This is a genomic window from Peribacillus sp. QJM3NY_7, assembly GCF_056173225.1.
The window spans coordinates 451,398-464,951 of record NZ_CM149663.1 but is presented as its reverse complement, the minus strand read 5'-3'; the positions used below and the strand labels follow the sequence as shown (position 1 = coordinate 464,951).

Here is a 13,554-nt window from a genome sequence, read left to right as displayed (position 1 = left end):
TTTCACCCCTTACAGCTTAGGAAATTGTTTATGAAAATCTGTTGCTTGCTCAAATGCGTGAGCCGCGCGGTAAATCGTGCTTTCATCAAAATGCTTCCCAATCATTTGCAGTCCAAGCGGAAGACCATTCGCTGCGAATCCACATGGCACGGATATACCCGGTACGCCAGCAAGATTGACTGGAATCGTCAGGATATCATTCGCATACATCGTTAATGGATCGTCGACTTTTTCACCAATTTTAAATGCAGGCGTAGGTGTAGTCGGCCCAACGATCACATCATATTTTTCAAAGACATCTTCAAAGTCTTTTTTGATTAATGTACGTACTTTTTGAGCCTTTTTATAATAAGCATCATAATAACCGGAACTTAAGGAGAACGTTCCAAGCATGATACGGCGTTTCACTTCGTCACCGAATCCTTCTGCACGGGTTTGCTTATACATTTCTATAAGAGTTTCTGCATTATCTGTCCGATGTCCGTAACGAACACCGTCAAAACGTGAAAGGTTAGCCGAGGCTTCCGATGAAGATAGCAGATAATAGGCAGCTAAAGCATATTTGGAATGCGGCAAGGAAACCTCTTCCCATTGAGCTCCAAGACCCTCTAGTACTTTTAACGCTTCAAGTACGGAATTACGTGCTTCTTCACCAACGCCTTCACCAAGGTATTCTTTAGGCACAGCTATTTTCAATCCTCTAACATCGCCTGTTAATGAATTCACAAAATTCGGCACGTCAACATTAGCAGAGGTCGAATCCATTGGATCTACTCCGGAGATCGCTTCAAGCAAATAAGCGTTATCTTCAACAGTTCTTGTAACAGGTCCGATTTGGTCCAATGAAGACGCAAATGCTACAAGGCCGAATCGGGAAACCCGTCCATATGTAGGTTTTAAGCCGACGACTCCACAATATGCCGCTGGTTGGCGGATCGATCCACCCGTATCGGAACCTAAAGAGAATAGGACTTCACCGGAAGCGACAGATGCAGCTGAACCACCCGAAGAACCGCCTGGCACATATTCCGTATTCCAAGGGTTGCGTGTTGCTTGAAATGCGGAGTTCTCATTGGAAGAACCCATCGCAAACTCATCCATATTCAATTTACCGATCGTAACCGTTTCTGCCTTCTGTAGCTTTTGAACAACGGTTGCATCATAGATTGGATCAAAGTTCTCCAAAATTTTGCTCGCGCAAGTCGTACGTAAATTTTTAGTGACAATATTATCCTTCACTCCGATTGGCATACCAAATAAAGCGCCTTCGTTCTCGCCTTTTACCAATTGATCATCCAAACGTTTTGCTTGATTGCGGGCGTTTTCTTCATCAAGTGTCAAAAATGCCTTCACCTTGTCCTCTACCTGTCCGATTCGCTTATACGATTCTTCCACAAGATCAGTGACACTTATCTCTTTCTTATGTAATCGTTCATGAAGCTCAGAAACCTTTTGTTCGAACAACGACATCATTGTCCCTCCTTATTCAATTATTGATGGTACACGGATATATCCTTCTTTGCTATCCGGTGCATTTTTAACTACTTCTTCCACTGGCAATCCTGGTTTTGCGACATCTTCGCGCATAACATTCTTCATATCCAAAACGTGAGAAGTCGGGTTTACTTGATCCGTATCAAGCTCATTCAACTGCTCCGCGAATGAAATCATTTGGTCAAGCTGATGCTGAAACTGTTTTGCTTCTTCTTCCGTAATGGCCAATCGGGCCAAATGGGCAACGTGTTTAACTTGTTCCATAGAAATACGTGACATTCTCTTCACCTCCGAAAAAATATCCAAATCGACTGAATTTCGTCGCTTTTCTCCATATAATCATCGTTTAAATCATATCAAACTATTGCACAGTAAAGCAACAAGAGATACAATGTCGAAATTCAATTATTTCATAAGGAAAAAGAGATATTTTCCGGGAAATATGGGAAAGTTGCCGGAATTTCCGGGGAAATGACAATAAGGCTTTTAAAATTCGACAAATGTTGCCTTTTTAAAGCACTTGTTCCCTAAGATGGAAGGGTTTACTTTCCATTATATATCTTTGTTCATTGTTAAAGATTATATTGACATTCACTAGAAATAGATTCCAGTCGAAAAAAAGGATGAAGCCGCTAAGCTTCATCCTTTTTTCATTCGTATATATGAACGGTTGGTTCGTCCTGATTCGCTTCACGGACTATGAGCGCTTCAGGTCCATTTACAGACGTAATGGATACCTGTACGGCAATATAGTTCGGGAAACGTTCCATTATGAGCCCAGCAACATATTGGGTAAAGCCTATCGCTTCCGAGTTCCCATAAAATTGAATGGGGATATCGATGTTCAGGCTTTGCAATTGATCATCCATATAGAACGCCCTGCCGATGACTCCGTTAAAGTTAGGGAAGTATTCTTCGACATCTTCTTTAAAGTTCGTAAAAGTATTGACGTCATCACGGTATTTCTTTTCAGCAGCAGCAGAAGGAAATAGGAAATACTCTTCGTCCAAGTTCGTCCATTTCCCAATATTGTTCGAGTTTTTATCGATATTTGTATAGGAAATGAAATTCCCAGGGACTACTGAAGATTTTTCATTTTGCTCGAATAAGGCAATCGTAATCGGAACATTTTTCAGCTTGTCCATTTTACGCAGCCTTTTTAAAACTTCTGCAGCAATTTTTTCCCCTTCTTGCTTTAGCTTTTTACTATCGATTTTTTTTTCATAGGTGGCACCGAATGCCTCTTTTTGATAGTAATGCACTGAATTCAACGCAAGACCGATTACAACTCCGCCAAGGCTTACTGAATTATCTTTTGTTTTGACCAAGTAATTATGTTCTAAAATATGGGCAAGATAGATCGGATTTTCTTCATTCCGCTTATCAATGTCACCCTTGCCCGGATCAACCGGATTCAAGCCAAGGTTCTCTGAGGCCTTCATCTTCTTTTCTTTCAACTGACTATCGGTATATTTTCTGTTCAGCCAGGAAGATATCTTGGAACTATCTAGCATTTGCCCCTCTTGAAAAAGGTAATCTTCCGGGTCGAATTGGGTTTGGGCCAACCGCATCAATCCATTTTCGAACTCTTCAATGTCGTATCTGGTATTTAGATTGGATACGACCAAACCGCGTGCCTTTGATGGTTCAAACGGTAGGATTGTTTGATAATATTCTTCCGAAATTTTATACTTCGGAATAATTGCCGTTTCTTTTTTGTCTTTGGAGTCTTGAACTACCTCTTGCTTATCCTCGAAACTAGGCGCACATCCAGCAAGAAGCAGTATAAGAATCATCCCCAAAATGGAGTGTTTCCTCATAGCTACACCTCTTATTTATTTAGTTCCTCAATCAGTCTCTCTTCATCCCATACCATGACGCCTAAGCTTTCAGCTTTTTCCAGTTTGGAACCGGCATCTTCACCAGCTACGACCAAATCGGTTTTCTTGCTGACACTTCCAGCAACGTTAGCTCCTAGCGCCTCTAATTTCTCTTTAGCTTCGTTACGTGTTAACTGATGCAGTTTTCCCGTTAAAACGACTGTTTTACCGGCAAAAAAAGAGTCGATATCTTCTAAAGCAACAGCTCTTTGCCCTTTGAAAGAAAGATTCACACCGGCTGCATCCAGCTCATTCAATAATGCATGGACTTCTTCCAATTCAAAATAAGCTACGATGGAATCAGCCATCTTATCGCCTATTTCATTAATGGCCGTTAGTTCTTCACGGCTCGCCTTGCTTAAGGCTTCCATCGTCCCGAATTCCCTCGCAAGCGTCTTGGCAGCTTTGGAACCAACATGGCGAATGCCCAGCCCGAATAGTAATTTTTCCAACGAGTTGGTCTTCGAAGCTTCGATTGCTTGAAGAAGTTTAGTGACGGATTTATCCCCCATCCTTTCCAAAGCAATCAGTTGATCGTATGTAAGCTTATAAATATCAGCCACATCTTGTATGAGTTCTTCTTTAAATAACAAGCTAATCACTTTTTCACCAAGACTGTCTATATTCATAGCTGTACGGGAAACAAAGTGAATCAAACCTTCCCGTATTTGTGCAGGACACTTCGGGTTGATGCAGCGTAAAGCAACCTCCCCGTCCAGCCGGACAAGTTCACTGCTGCACTCAGGGCACTCAGTCGGCATCTGAAACTCGACTTCTTCCCCTGTACGGCGCTCTGCCAGTACATTGACTACCTCTGGAATGATATCACCCGCTTTTTTCACAACCACTTGATCTCCGATTCTGATGTCCTTTTCACGGATTAAGTCTTCATTGTGAAGTGAAGCTCGCTGCACAGTCGTACCTGCTACCCGGACGGGATCCAAAACGGCAGTCGGGGTCAATACACCCGTACGGCCCACATTCAGCTCGATATCCCTTAGGGTTGTAATGACTTCTTCAGCTGGGAATTTATAAGCAATGGCCCATCGTGGACTTTTTGCAGTAAAACCTAATTCATCCTGCTGTTCAAGGGAATCCACCTTTACGACAATTCCATCAATATCATAGGCTAAGTTTGGACGTTGTTCCGTCCATTCTACTATATAGGCCAGTACTTCCTCTATATTCGAGCATGTTTTTCTTTCCCGGTTCGTCTTAAACCCGAGTCTATCCAATAAATCCAGACCCTCGCTATGGGAACGGACCCCCGTTTCCCCCAAATCGGCAATCGCATAAAGGAAAATATCCAAGTTCCGTTTCGCAGCAAGTTTCGGATCAAGCTGCCTTAACGAGCCGGCAGCGGCATTTCGCGGGTTGGCAAATGGTTCCTCACCGCGTTCTTCCTTAGCCTTGTTTAATGATTCGAATGATTTTTTTGGCATGAATGCCTCACCGCGCACTTCTATGGCAACTGGCTCCCGCAGCTTCAATGGGATCGACTTGATCGTTTTCAAATTGGCGGTAATATCTTCACCGATCGTTCCGTCTCCACGGGTTGCCCCTCTTACGAAATATCCATTCTCATATTGAAGTGTGACGGCAAGTCCGTCAATTTTCAATTCACATACATAGGAAAAATCGTCACCTACAGATTGTCTGACCTTTCTGTCGAAATCCCGCAAGTCACTTTCGTTGAAGGCATTGCCTAAACTAAGCATCGGTGTGGTATGCTCCACCTTTTCAAACATATCCAAAATGGCGCCACCGACCCGTTGTGTCGGCGAGTCCGCCGTTTGCAGTTCCGGAAATTTCTCCTCATACCCAATAAGTTCACGTAGCAGCCGATCATATTCAGCATCAGGTACTGATGGCTGGTCCATCACATAATATTCATAGCTGTATTGGTTCAATAACGTTTGCAGTTCCAGAACTTTCTTCTCTGCAGCTTGTATGTCCATACGTTCAATCCTTTCTAAAGAAGACTCCACCGCACTTCTGATAGAAGAGCGGTGTCTAAAGTCAGATATCCCTATTCTTTACCAGCAGGAGCATATTAATAGCTTATGCTTTTTCAACTGGTGCAAATTTCGCCAATAGGCGTTTGATGCCGATTGGACTTGGAAAGGCAATATCCAATTCCTTTCCTTCGCCTTCCCCTTTTACGCTCACCACGGTTCCTATACCCCATTTTTTATGGGAGGCACGGTCACCGACAGCCCAGCCAATTTCTTCACCGCCCGTTGCGGATGGTGCAGAAACAGCTTTTCCAAAGGCAGGCACTTTTCTTGTTGAAGCCGTTGAAGGAGACCCGGTCCTCGAAGAGCTGAAAGGCGTTTGCCTAGCCCTAGGAGCAGGTTTCGGTTTTAGGTCTTCTAGAAGTTCCTCTGGTATTTCACTGATGAAACGTGAAACGGGATTCATGCTCGTCCGTCCATACAATGTCCGCATTTGGGCATTGCTTATGAATAGTTCATTTTCGGCCCTTGTAATTCCCACATAAGCCAGGCGGCGTTCTTCTTCCATCTCCTCTTCATCCATGAGAGAGCGGCTGTGAGGGAAAACCCCCTCTTCAAGGCCCAATAGAAAGACTACCGGATATTCAAGTCCCTTCGCTGAATGCAATGTCATCAACGTTACCGTATTTGTAGCTTCTTCGGTATTCTCGTCAAGTTGGTCTATATCGGCCACCAACGCCAGGTCAGTCAAAAAGCCCACCAATGATTTGTCCTCGCTGTTATCTTCGAATGCTTTCGTAACAGATAAAAACTCATCTATATTTTCAAGCCGGCTTTGTGATTCAATCGTTTTTTCTGCCTGCAGCATCTCACGGTAACCGGTTTTCTCGATGACTTCCTCCACAAGTTCCGTCACGGATAAGTACTCCTGCTGATTTGTATAATTAGTGATCAGCGTATGGAATTCCCTTGCCGCTTTGGTGGCCTTCCCGCTTATCCCTGCCATTTCCACAGACTCCAGTGCTTTATATATGGAAACATCATATTGATCTGCATAATCTGCCACTTTGTCCATCGAAGTTGCACCAATTCCGCGTTTTGGCACATTGATTACACGGCGAAGGCTGATGTCATCATCAGGGTTCGCAATAAGTCGAAGATAGGCAAGTAAATCCTTAATCTCTTTACGGTCATAGAACTTAGTGCCCCCGACTATTGCATAATTAATATTGGATTTAAGCAGAACTTCCTCCATGACACGTGATTGTGCATTCGTTCTGTAAAGTATTGCTATATCTGAATACTTCCTGCTGCCGTCCTGAACTAACTCATTTATCTTTCCGGCTACGAATTGCGCTTCCCCTTGTTCATTGTCCGCACGGTAATAGAATATCTTATTGCCATCTGCATTCTCGGTCCAAAGATTTTTCGGCTTACGGTTTTGATTGTTATCGATGACCTTATTCGCAGCTGCAAGGATCTTTTTCGTCGAGCGGTAATTCTGTTCAAGGAAAATCATGTTGGCATTCGGATAATCTTTTTCAAATGAAAGGATATTCGCAATATCCGCACCGCGCCAACGATAGATCGATTGATCGGAATCCCCGACAACACAGAGATTACGGAAGCGTGAAGCCAATAATTTAACAAGCATGTATTGAGCCCTGTTCGTATCTTGGTACTCATCAACATGAATGTATTGAAATTTACGCTGATAATATTCAAGCACCTCAGGTACGAGCTGGAACAATTGAATCGTCATCATGATCAAATCATCGAAATCGAGCGCTGAATTTTTGCGCAGCCGTTTTTGATATTCCGTATAAACATCGGCCGTTACTTTAGTGAAGTAATCAGACGCCGTCTTCAGGTACTCTTCCGGCCCGACCAATTCATTTTTCGCTGAACTGATGCTGCCCAAAATGGCACGATAATCATATTTCTTTGTATCCATATTACGGTCTTTCATGATTTGTTTTATGACCGATTGCTGATCCGTCGTATCCAATATCGAGAAGTTCCTATTAAATCCGATACGGTCGATATCTCTTCGTAGAATACGGACACACATCGAGTGGAAAGTCGAAATCCAGATATCTTCGGATGCACCGCCAAGTATGGCACGGATCCTCTCCTTCATCTCACGTGCCGCTTTGTTGGTGAACGTGATTGCAAGGATGTTCCAAGGCGCTATTTCCTTCTCGACCATCAAGTAAGCTATTCGGTGAGTCAGCACACGCGTCTTTCCACTTCCTGCCCCAGCCATGATTAAAAGTGGACCATCTGTTGCTTTCACTGCTTTTTGTTGCTGTTCATTCAAACCAATTAATAATTTTTCCGCTAAATATTGCATTATCACACCACCTATACGAACATTCGTTTCTATTTTAGTATACTATATTTCTTACATGTTTTCATTTAACTGCCGTAACTGTTGCAAGGGCCACTTTCAAATCTTCATAAATCACATTGCCGACAACGATGACATCCGCAATCTTGGACATCTCTTTGGCCTGTTCAACCGATTTTATCCCACCGCCATAGAATAGTATGGTATCTTCCAAACTCTCTTTGGCCGCTTCCACCATCTGGACATCGCCATAATCACCGCTGTATTCCAAATAAAAGATCGGCAGGTTGAACATCTTTTCCGCCATCATCGCGTATGCACCCACATCATCCATATCCAAATCAGTATTGGCTTTTGTCAATTGGGCCGCCTTGCACCCAGGGTTCAGGATACAGTACCCTTCAACGAAAATTTCATCCCAATTCAAAAGGTATCCGTATTCCTTGACTGCTTGCTGATGCAATTTCATCATCCAATCCGGGTTGGCGCTATTCAGGACACTCGGAATGAAATATAAATCAAACCCTGGCGTCACCGTTTCAACTGAAGAAATTTCCATCACACATGGGACCGTATATCGCCTGACACGTGCCATTAAATGAAGCACATTCTCAAGCGTGATACCATCCGTTCCCCCGACCATGATTGCATCAGTACCGGATTCACAGACTTTCTCAAGTGCCTCATCACTTATTTCTTTATTTGGATCGAGTTTGAAAACATGTTTCCACTCGCGAAAATCGTACATTATAATCCTCCATTCACACTTCCCATTACACCATTATAGCATTAAGATTTTTCATTAAAAAAGAGAAGTATCGATAAAATGTTATTACCAAATGGAACCTTTTAATCTAAAATCCAATATAACATGGATACGGCTGAAAGACAGCCGGCAATGAGCGTGCTGGACACAAAATAAAAAGCCGGGAAAATGAATTCCCCAGCTTTTTATTATAATCGAAAGAATTATGATTCAGTTGTTTCCTCTACGTTATCCTTAATACGGTTCAGAGCCATGGAATAAGCATCATTTCCGTAGTTCAAGCAGCGTTTGACCCTGGAAATCGTAGCTGTGCTTGCACCTGTTTCCGTTTCGATTTTATGATAGGTTTTTCCTTCTTCAAGCATGCGGGCTACTTCAAGACGCTGTGCCAATGATGAAATTTCATTAACTGTGCATAGATCATCAAAAAATCGATAGCATTCGTCCAAATCACGCAAGGAAAGGATCGACTTGAACAGCTGATCCGTTTCTTTTCCTCTTAACTTATCAATTTGCATGTTACTCCCCCTCAATTTCATGGGTATCAAAATGAGACGTCTCCTACTAAACCAGGTTCATCCGGAATAATATTGATCCAAGTTTTCCCTGGAACCAACCCTACCTCTTTATCGTTTTTCACTGGTGTAATACGACCATCCTTATTCACCCATTCTACTTCATTCGCTTTTCCTTTTTGAAGTAAATAACCATTTCCGCCACTTTTCAAGTCGATTTTTCGACGCCCTTTGTCGTCGATCACTTGATGAGCAGCCTCAATGATCAATATATTATCCAGTAAAATAGGTTTATTCGATTTATGCTCGACTGTTTGCTCTCCATTCGAATAACGTTTATATTTCTCTTCCGTGGCTTCGTATTCATACTGTACATCATACTCGTCTGATCCGTAGGAAACCTCGGTTTTCAATGCCGGTTCCCCTTGAAGTCCAGCTGCCTCTTCCTCTGTAAGGAAAGCATAAGGCTTCGGTGCACCATTCAACTCATAACCCTTTTCCTTTGCACCTTTTTCGATATCCTCAAAGGAGGTGTAGGAATTATGCGGTGCTTTTCGATCTGCCGAACGTTGAAACAAAGTACCATCATAATATAATCCGTTCAAGTTATCAATATACCCTCTGTCCAGCATGGTCTTTGCCTCGGGGCTATACCCATGACAGACATAGATGCAATCAAGGCCTTTAGCCAATTCGATATAATAGTCCCTTGCACTCCGAATCGGACCGATTTGACTAGGCATTTCACTTTGGAAGATAGCTAAAAATCTGGTTATGTCACCTTCTGCGAGCATTTCGTAAACCATATCGGCTTCTGAGAGGCCCGATTGTGGGCGTGCTTCCGGATGATTATTAATCATCACTGCTGCAGCCCTTCGCTCACTGCCTGCTTCGGTGGCCATACCTGTAAGTGGAAACTCATTGGAAGGTTCATTTTTCACATCTGTATTTTTGATGACAGCTTGATCTTTCGGCTTACTGTCATCCGATGCAGGATCCTCTTTCGTCGAACAGCCTGCCAGCAGTAAAATAGCAATAACGATGAAAAGAACTCTCTTAAAATTCATCTTTCCACTCCTCTGATTTATTAGCCATTTCTTCTCTTATATTTTAACGCATTATAGTGGGAAAGAGTATAGTTTTATTCATTACATCATATACTCCTCGCTGGGTCAGCCTTATATATGGCAGATGGGTTGTCGAAAAGAATGAAAGGGTATACACAGGATCGGCGAAGCGATAACCTCTTTCCCGCAGCAAATGTTTCAATTCATTTTCTTCTTTTATCAATTCAGGAACCTCCTTGGTCGACATGACTCCCTTTAATTTCAGAGGAAGTTCATGAATCACCTTGCCTTGTTCCGTCAAAATGATTCCACCGCCAATTTCCTTCAGCCGGTTAAATGCCAAATGCATATCCTTTTTCCTTTTACCGATCAGTATGATATCACCTGTATTTGTATAAGAGCCAGCAAAGCCACACAATTTGTCCGCAAACCCTTTTAATATCGTATTGATGCGCCATTTCCCTTCCCGGTCGATTAGCATGAAAAAGCATTCATCATCCTCAAAGTTCAGTTCTTCATGCCCAACATCATTGGCAAGGGAGTATGGTTTCGTAATTACATTATTAACCAGTTCTATCCCGAACGGCATGGAAAATTCAAAATCTTCCTTTAAACTGAGATCCCAATCAAGATCGAGCGGTTTAAAATCGAAATCACTCCATTCGATTTCCTGTTTATCCCGAATGATCTCACCATCCCTTTTCACCCATTTCCCTTTCGCCATTACCGAAACCGGTGCGGGTTCCTTTACATCGGTCAGGAAGTTGATGTTCGCCACCCTCCCTGTGGCAATATTGCCATGAAGGTATTCAATGTTATAATATCGTGCGATGTTGATGGTCGCCATATTGTAGGCATCGATGACCGGAACGCCATGCTCTATCGCTATTTTGATCAAGCAGTCTATGAAACCACCTTCATAAAAGGACGGCGGTGATCCATCTGTCGTATAAAAGAATTTGTCATAATGATCAATGCCCAGTTCATGGATTTCCTGTATCAGCTTTGGTAAATCCGGACGGATCGAAGAATGTCTTAACGATACATAATAGCCCTGCAGCAAGCGTGACATGACTTCATCACCTGTCATTGCCTCATGATCACAATCGGCGCCGAACAAGGTCATTTTTGCTAAAGTCTCCTCTGAAGCACCCGGAAAGTGCCCTTCTATTTTCTTCCTCATTCGCTTGGCTTCCTGAATCCAGTGCAACATCATGTCATCCCCATCGAGAAGCTTCGGCCATCCAGTTAGTTCCCCGCCCTGTAATATGGCGTCATGCTCCAGCCATGATTTGACGGCTCCATGGGAAAAGACCATATCTTCATCGATCAATTCCGTTTGTCCGTCAAAACGGCTCCACCAATACATTGTTACAGGAATGTTACGTAATTCTTTCAAAAGAGAAAACGCTTTCTTTTTATCTAACTGCAATAGAAACGGCAAGTTATCATTGATCAATGTCGTTGTGCCAAAATGAGATGCATAACGTGAAAAAGAAAGGGGATTATATAATTGAGAAGGGTGTGAATGCGGCTCAATATAACCCGGAACCAAGTACTGGTTTGTACAGTCGACCATTTCACAGCGGTCTATATTATCAGGAAGCTTATCGCCAACATATATGATGCGATCTTCATATATCCATATATTCGCTTTTACCCATTTTCGTAAAGCCTGATTTAAATAAGTCGTATTTTTTAGCAGAATGTGTGGTGCCCTATTGCCATCCAGCACATCTATATGTTCTCTTAGATGTTTATTTTTCCATCTATAGCGCTGTTCAAGCATAAACATTCCCCCATAAGTTATTAGAAACAGTGTATGAAAAAAACCATTTTCAATCCAATTTTATTTCATAGTAACATACTTGCCCCATTAGAACAGTAATGTTATCCAGATTATTGTTAAATTTTTGTGAAGGGATGGATTTTATATGAAGTTTAAACAAAATATCAGTATAATAAATGCTTTAATGCGAATTACTTGTGGTTTTACATTTCTAACATGGGCTACGGCTAAAATGGTGAAAAAACCATGGAAAAACCAATCTTATATAATCGTGGCCATGCTTTCCGCCATGAAAATAGGTGAAGGGATCCTCCGTTATTGTCCTGTCGTCGATGCGATGGACAACGGACAAAACTTGATGACAAAAGAACCAAAACAGGAAAATGAATCGAATCAATCTGATTCATATTAAGTCTTATAGAAGAAGCTGACTCCGCTTAGAGTCAGCTTCTTTATATTATGATGAAAAATTGTATTTTATTGCTCGGTAGCCAATATCCGTTCGCCAAAATAAACCGTCTTTCTCAATATGCCCTAACTCTTTATATACTTCAGCTTGCGCAGAGGCCAAATCTTTCCCTTTTGCAGCAACCAGAAGTACACGTCCGCCATTCGAGATGAAGTTCCCTTCATTATTGAGAGCCGTTCCAGCATGATAAACATGGGCTTTCGGATCAATCTTTTCCAAGCCTTTAATGATAGATCCCTTTTTATATTCCCCTGGATATCCATCAGCTGCGACGACCACTCCGAGCACGGCCTCTTCATGCCAGTCAAGTTGTAAATCCTCTCCAGAAAGAACCGCTTCAAGCGTATCTACGAAGTCTGTCTTTAGACGAGGTAAAACGACTTGCGTTTCCGGATCGCCAAAACGGGCATTGAACTCAATGACTTTTGTGCCCTTTTCAGTGGCGATCAACCCGGCATATAATATTCCTGTAAAACTCCGATTCTCAGAAATCATCGCATTTACCGTGGGTTTAAGAATCGTTTCGACTGCAGTCTGGATCATTTCATCGGATATTTGCGGTACCGGTGAATATGCACCCATTCCACCTGTGTTCGGACCCTGATCTCCATCAAAAACCCGCTTGTGATCTTGAGCAATGACCATCGGATACACTTTTTCCCCATTAACGAATGCCATCAATGAAAATTCTTCGCCATCAAGGAATTCCTCAATAACGACTTTGGCAGATGCTTCCCCGAACTTTGCTCCCACTAGCATATCATGGATGGCGTCTAACGCCTCTTCCATCGTCATAGCAACTACGACACCTTTTCCTGCTGCCAAACCATCCGCTTTTATGACAATGGGGGCACCCATTTTTTCGATATATGCTTTTGCTGAATCATAATCAGAGAATGTTTCATATTCCGCTGTCGGAATGCTATAGTTCTTCATTAAATCCTTAGCAAAGGATTTACTTCCCTCGATGACAGCAGCACGGCCATTAGGGCCAAATACCTGTAATCCTGCCTCCGCAAAATCATCTGCAAGTCCATTCAACAATGGTGTTTCGGGCCCGATCACCGTTAATTCAACTGCATTATTCTTGGCAAAGGCAACCAATTCCCTGTGATTGTTTTCATCAATTGGGACAAGAGTCGCTACATCGGTCATCCCTGGATTTCCCGGTGCTGCAAAAACGGTCCCAACCCGTTTACTTTCAAATAGTTTGCGGGCTATGGCATGCTCCCTGCCGCCCCGGCCAATTACTAGTACATTCATTATCGC

11 protein-coding genes are annotated in these 13,554 nt (G+C 42.7%); 1 reads left to right on the top strand and 10 read right to left on the bottom strand.

From position 1 onward, the window contains the following. Window positions 1–9: 9 nt before the first annotated feature. From gatA to AC0VX1_RS02215, 9 genes are all read right to left on the bottom strand, one after another. Window positions 10–1,470, bottom strand: a complete 1,461-nt coding sequence (gatA, locus tag AC0VX1_RS02255) for an Asp-tRNA(Asn)/Glu-tRNA(Gln) amidotransferase subunit GatA (RefSeq protein WP_458350892.1) — start codon at window positions 1,468–1,470, stop codon at window positions 10–12. A 12-nt stretch (window positions 1,471–1,482) separates the two neighbouring features. Next, window positions 1,483–1,773: an Asp-tRNA(Asn)/Glu-tRNA(Gln) amidotransferase subunit GatC gene (gatC, locus tag AC0VX1_RS02250; RefSeq protein WP_034306082.1), complete on the bottom strand. Its 291-nt coding sequence runs from the start codon at window positions 1,771–1,773 to the stop codon at window positions 1,483–1,485. Window positions 1,774–2,144: 371 nt separating this feature from the next. Further along, window positions 2,145–3,314 (bottom strand): CamS family sex pheromone protein, encoded by a 1,170-nt coding sequence (locus tag AC0VX1_RS02245; RefSeq protein WP_413022672.1) that lies wholly within the window; start codon window positions 3,312–3,314, stop codon window positions 2,145–2,147. 11 nt (window positions 3,315–3,325) lie between these two features. Continuing rightward, on the bottom strand, window positions 3,326–5,332 hold the full coding sequence (gene ligA / locus AC0VX1_RS02240; protein WP_475469695.1) for an NAD-dependent DNA ligase LigA: 2,007 nt from the start codon (window positions 5,330–5,332) through the stop codon (window positions 3,326–3,328). A 103-nt stretch (window positions 5,333–5,435) separates the two neighbouring features. Beyond that, on the bottom strand, window positions 5,436–7,682 hold the full coding sequence (gene pcrA / locus AC0VX1_RS02235; protein WP_034306090.1) for a DNA helicase PcrA: 2,247 nt from the start codon (window positions 7,680–7,682) through the stop codon (window positions 5,436–5,438). Between the two features lie 61 nt (window positions 7,683–7,743). Next, entirely contained in the window at window positions 7,744–8,427 is a 684-nt protein-coding gene (pcrB, locus tag AC0VX1_RS02230) for a heptaprenylglyceryl phosphate synthase (protein WP_096338804.1), read from the bottom strand. A 221-nt stretch (window positions 8,428–8,648) separates the two neighbouring features. Then, entirely contained in the window at window positions 8,649–8,963 is a 315-nt protein-coding gene (locus AC0VX1_RS02225) for a YerC/YecD family TrpR-related protein (RefSeq protein WP_034306094.1), read from the bottom strand. A gap of 26 nt (window positions 8,964–8,989) precedes the next feature. Continuing rightward, window positions 8,990–10,027, bottom strand: coding sequence for a DUF3048 domain-containing protein (locus tag AC0VX1_RS02220; RefSeq protein ID WP_098865634.1), 1,038 nt, complete (start codon window positions 10,025–10,027; stop codon window positions 8,990–8,992). 43 nt (window positions 10,028–10,070) lie between these two features. Further along, a complete protein-coding gene (locus AC0VX1_RS02215; RefSeq protein ID WP_413022675.1) occupies window positions 10,071–11,816 on the bottom strand; it encodes an adenine deaminase C-terminal domain-containing protein in 1,746 nt (581 codons plus the stop codon). A 145-nt stretch (window positions 11,817–11,961) separates the two neighbouring features. On the opposite strand from AC0VX1_RS02215, the gene AC0VX1_RS02210 reads away from it, so the two are divergent. Continuing rightward, window positions 11,962–12,228: a YgaP-like transmembrane domain gene (locus tag AC0VX1_RS02210; RefSeq protein WP_413009491.1), complete on the top strand. Its 267-nt coding sequence runs from the start codon at window positions 11,962–11,964 to the stop codon at window positions 12,226–12,228. Between the two features lie 45 nt (window positions 12,229–12,273). Here the strand turns inward: AC0VX1_RS02210 and purD are convergent, their stop codons facing one another. After that, the gene (purD, locus tag AC0VX1_RS02205) at window positions 12,274–13,548 is read right to left on the bottom strand and encodes a phosphoribosylamine--glycine ligase (protein ID WP_413022676.1); all 1,275 of its coding nucleotides are present in this window, start codon (window positions 13,546–13,548) and stop codon (window positions 12,274–12,276) included. Window positions 13,549–13,554 lie beyond the last annotated feature (6 nt).

What these genes read in the sequence shown, in the direction of transcription:
- AC0VX1_RS02215 (WP_413022675.1), bottom strand. Translation starts at nt 11,816, where the DNA reads ATGCTTGAACAGCGCTATAGATGGAAAAATAAACATCTAAGAGAACAT.
- gatA (WP_458350892.1), bottom strand. Translation starts at nt 1,470, where the DNA reads ATGTCGTTGTTCGAACAAAAGGTTTCTGAGCTTCATGAACGATTACAT.
- AC0VX1_RS02245 (WP_413022672.1), bottom strand. Translation starts at nt 3,314, where the DNA reads ATGAGGAAACACTCCATTTTGGGGATGATTCTTATACTGCTTCTTGCT.
- purD (WP_413022676.1), bottom strand. Translation starts at nt 13,548, where the DNA reads ATGAATGTACTAGTAATTGGCCGGGGCGGCAGGGAGCATGCCATAGCC.
- ligA (WP_475469695.1), bottom strand. Translation starts at nt 5,332, where the DNA reads ATGGACATACAAGCTGCAGAGAAGAAAGTTCTGGAACTGCAAACGTTA.
- AC0VX1_RS02210 (WP_413009491.1), top strand. Translation starts at nt 11,962, where the DNA reads ATGAAGTTTAAACAAAATATCAGTATAATAAATGCTTTAATGCGAATT.
- AC0VX1_RS02225 (WP_034306094.1), bottom strand. Translation starts at nt 8,963, where the DNA reads ATGCAAATTGATAAGTTAAGAGGAAAAGAAACGGATCAGCTGTTCAAG.
- pcrA (WP_034306090.1), bottom strand. Translation starts at nt 7,682, where the DNA reads ATGCAATATTTAGCGGAAAAATTATTAATTGGTTTGAATGAACAGCAA.
- gatC (WP_034306082.1), bottom strand. Translation starts at nt 1,773, where the DNA reads ATGTCACGTATTTCTATGGAACAAGTTAAACACGTTGCCCATTTGGCC.
- pcrB (WP_096338804.1), bottom strand. Translation starts at nt 8,427, where the DNA reads ATGTACGATTTTCGCGAGTGGAAACATGTTTTCAAACTCGATCCAAAT.
- AC0VX1_RS02220 (WP_098865634.1), bottom strand. Translation starts at nt 10,027, where the DNA reads ATGAATTTTAAGAGAGTTCTTTTCATCGTTATTGCTATTTTACTGCTG.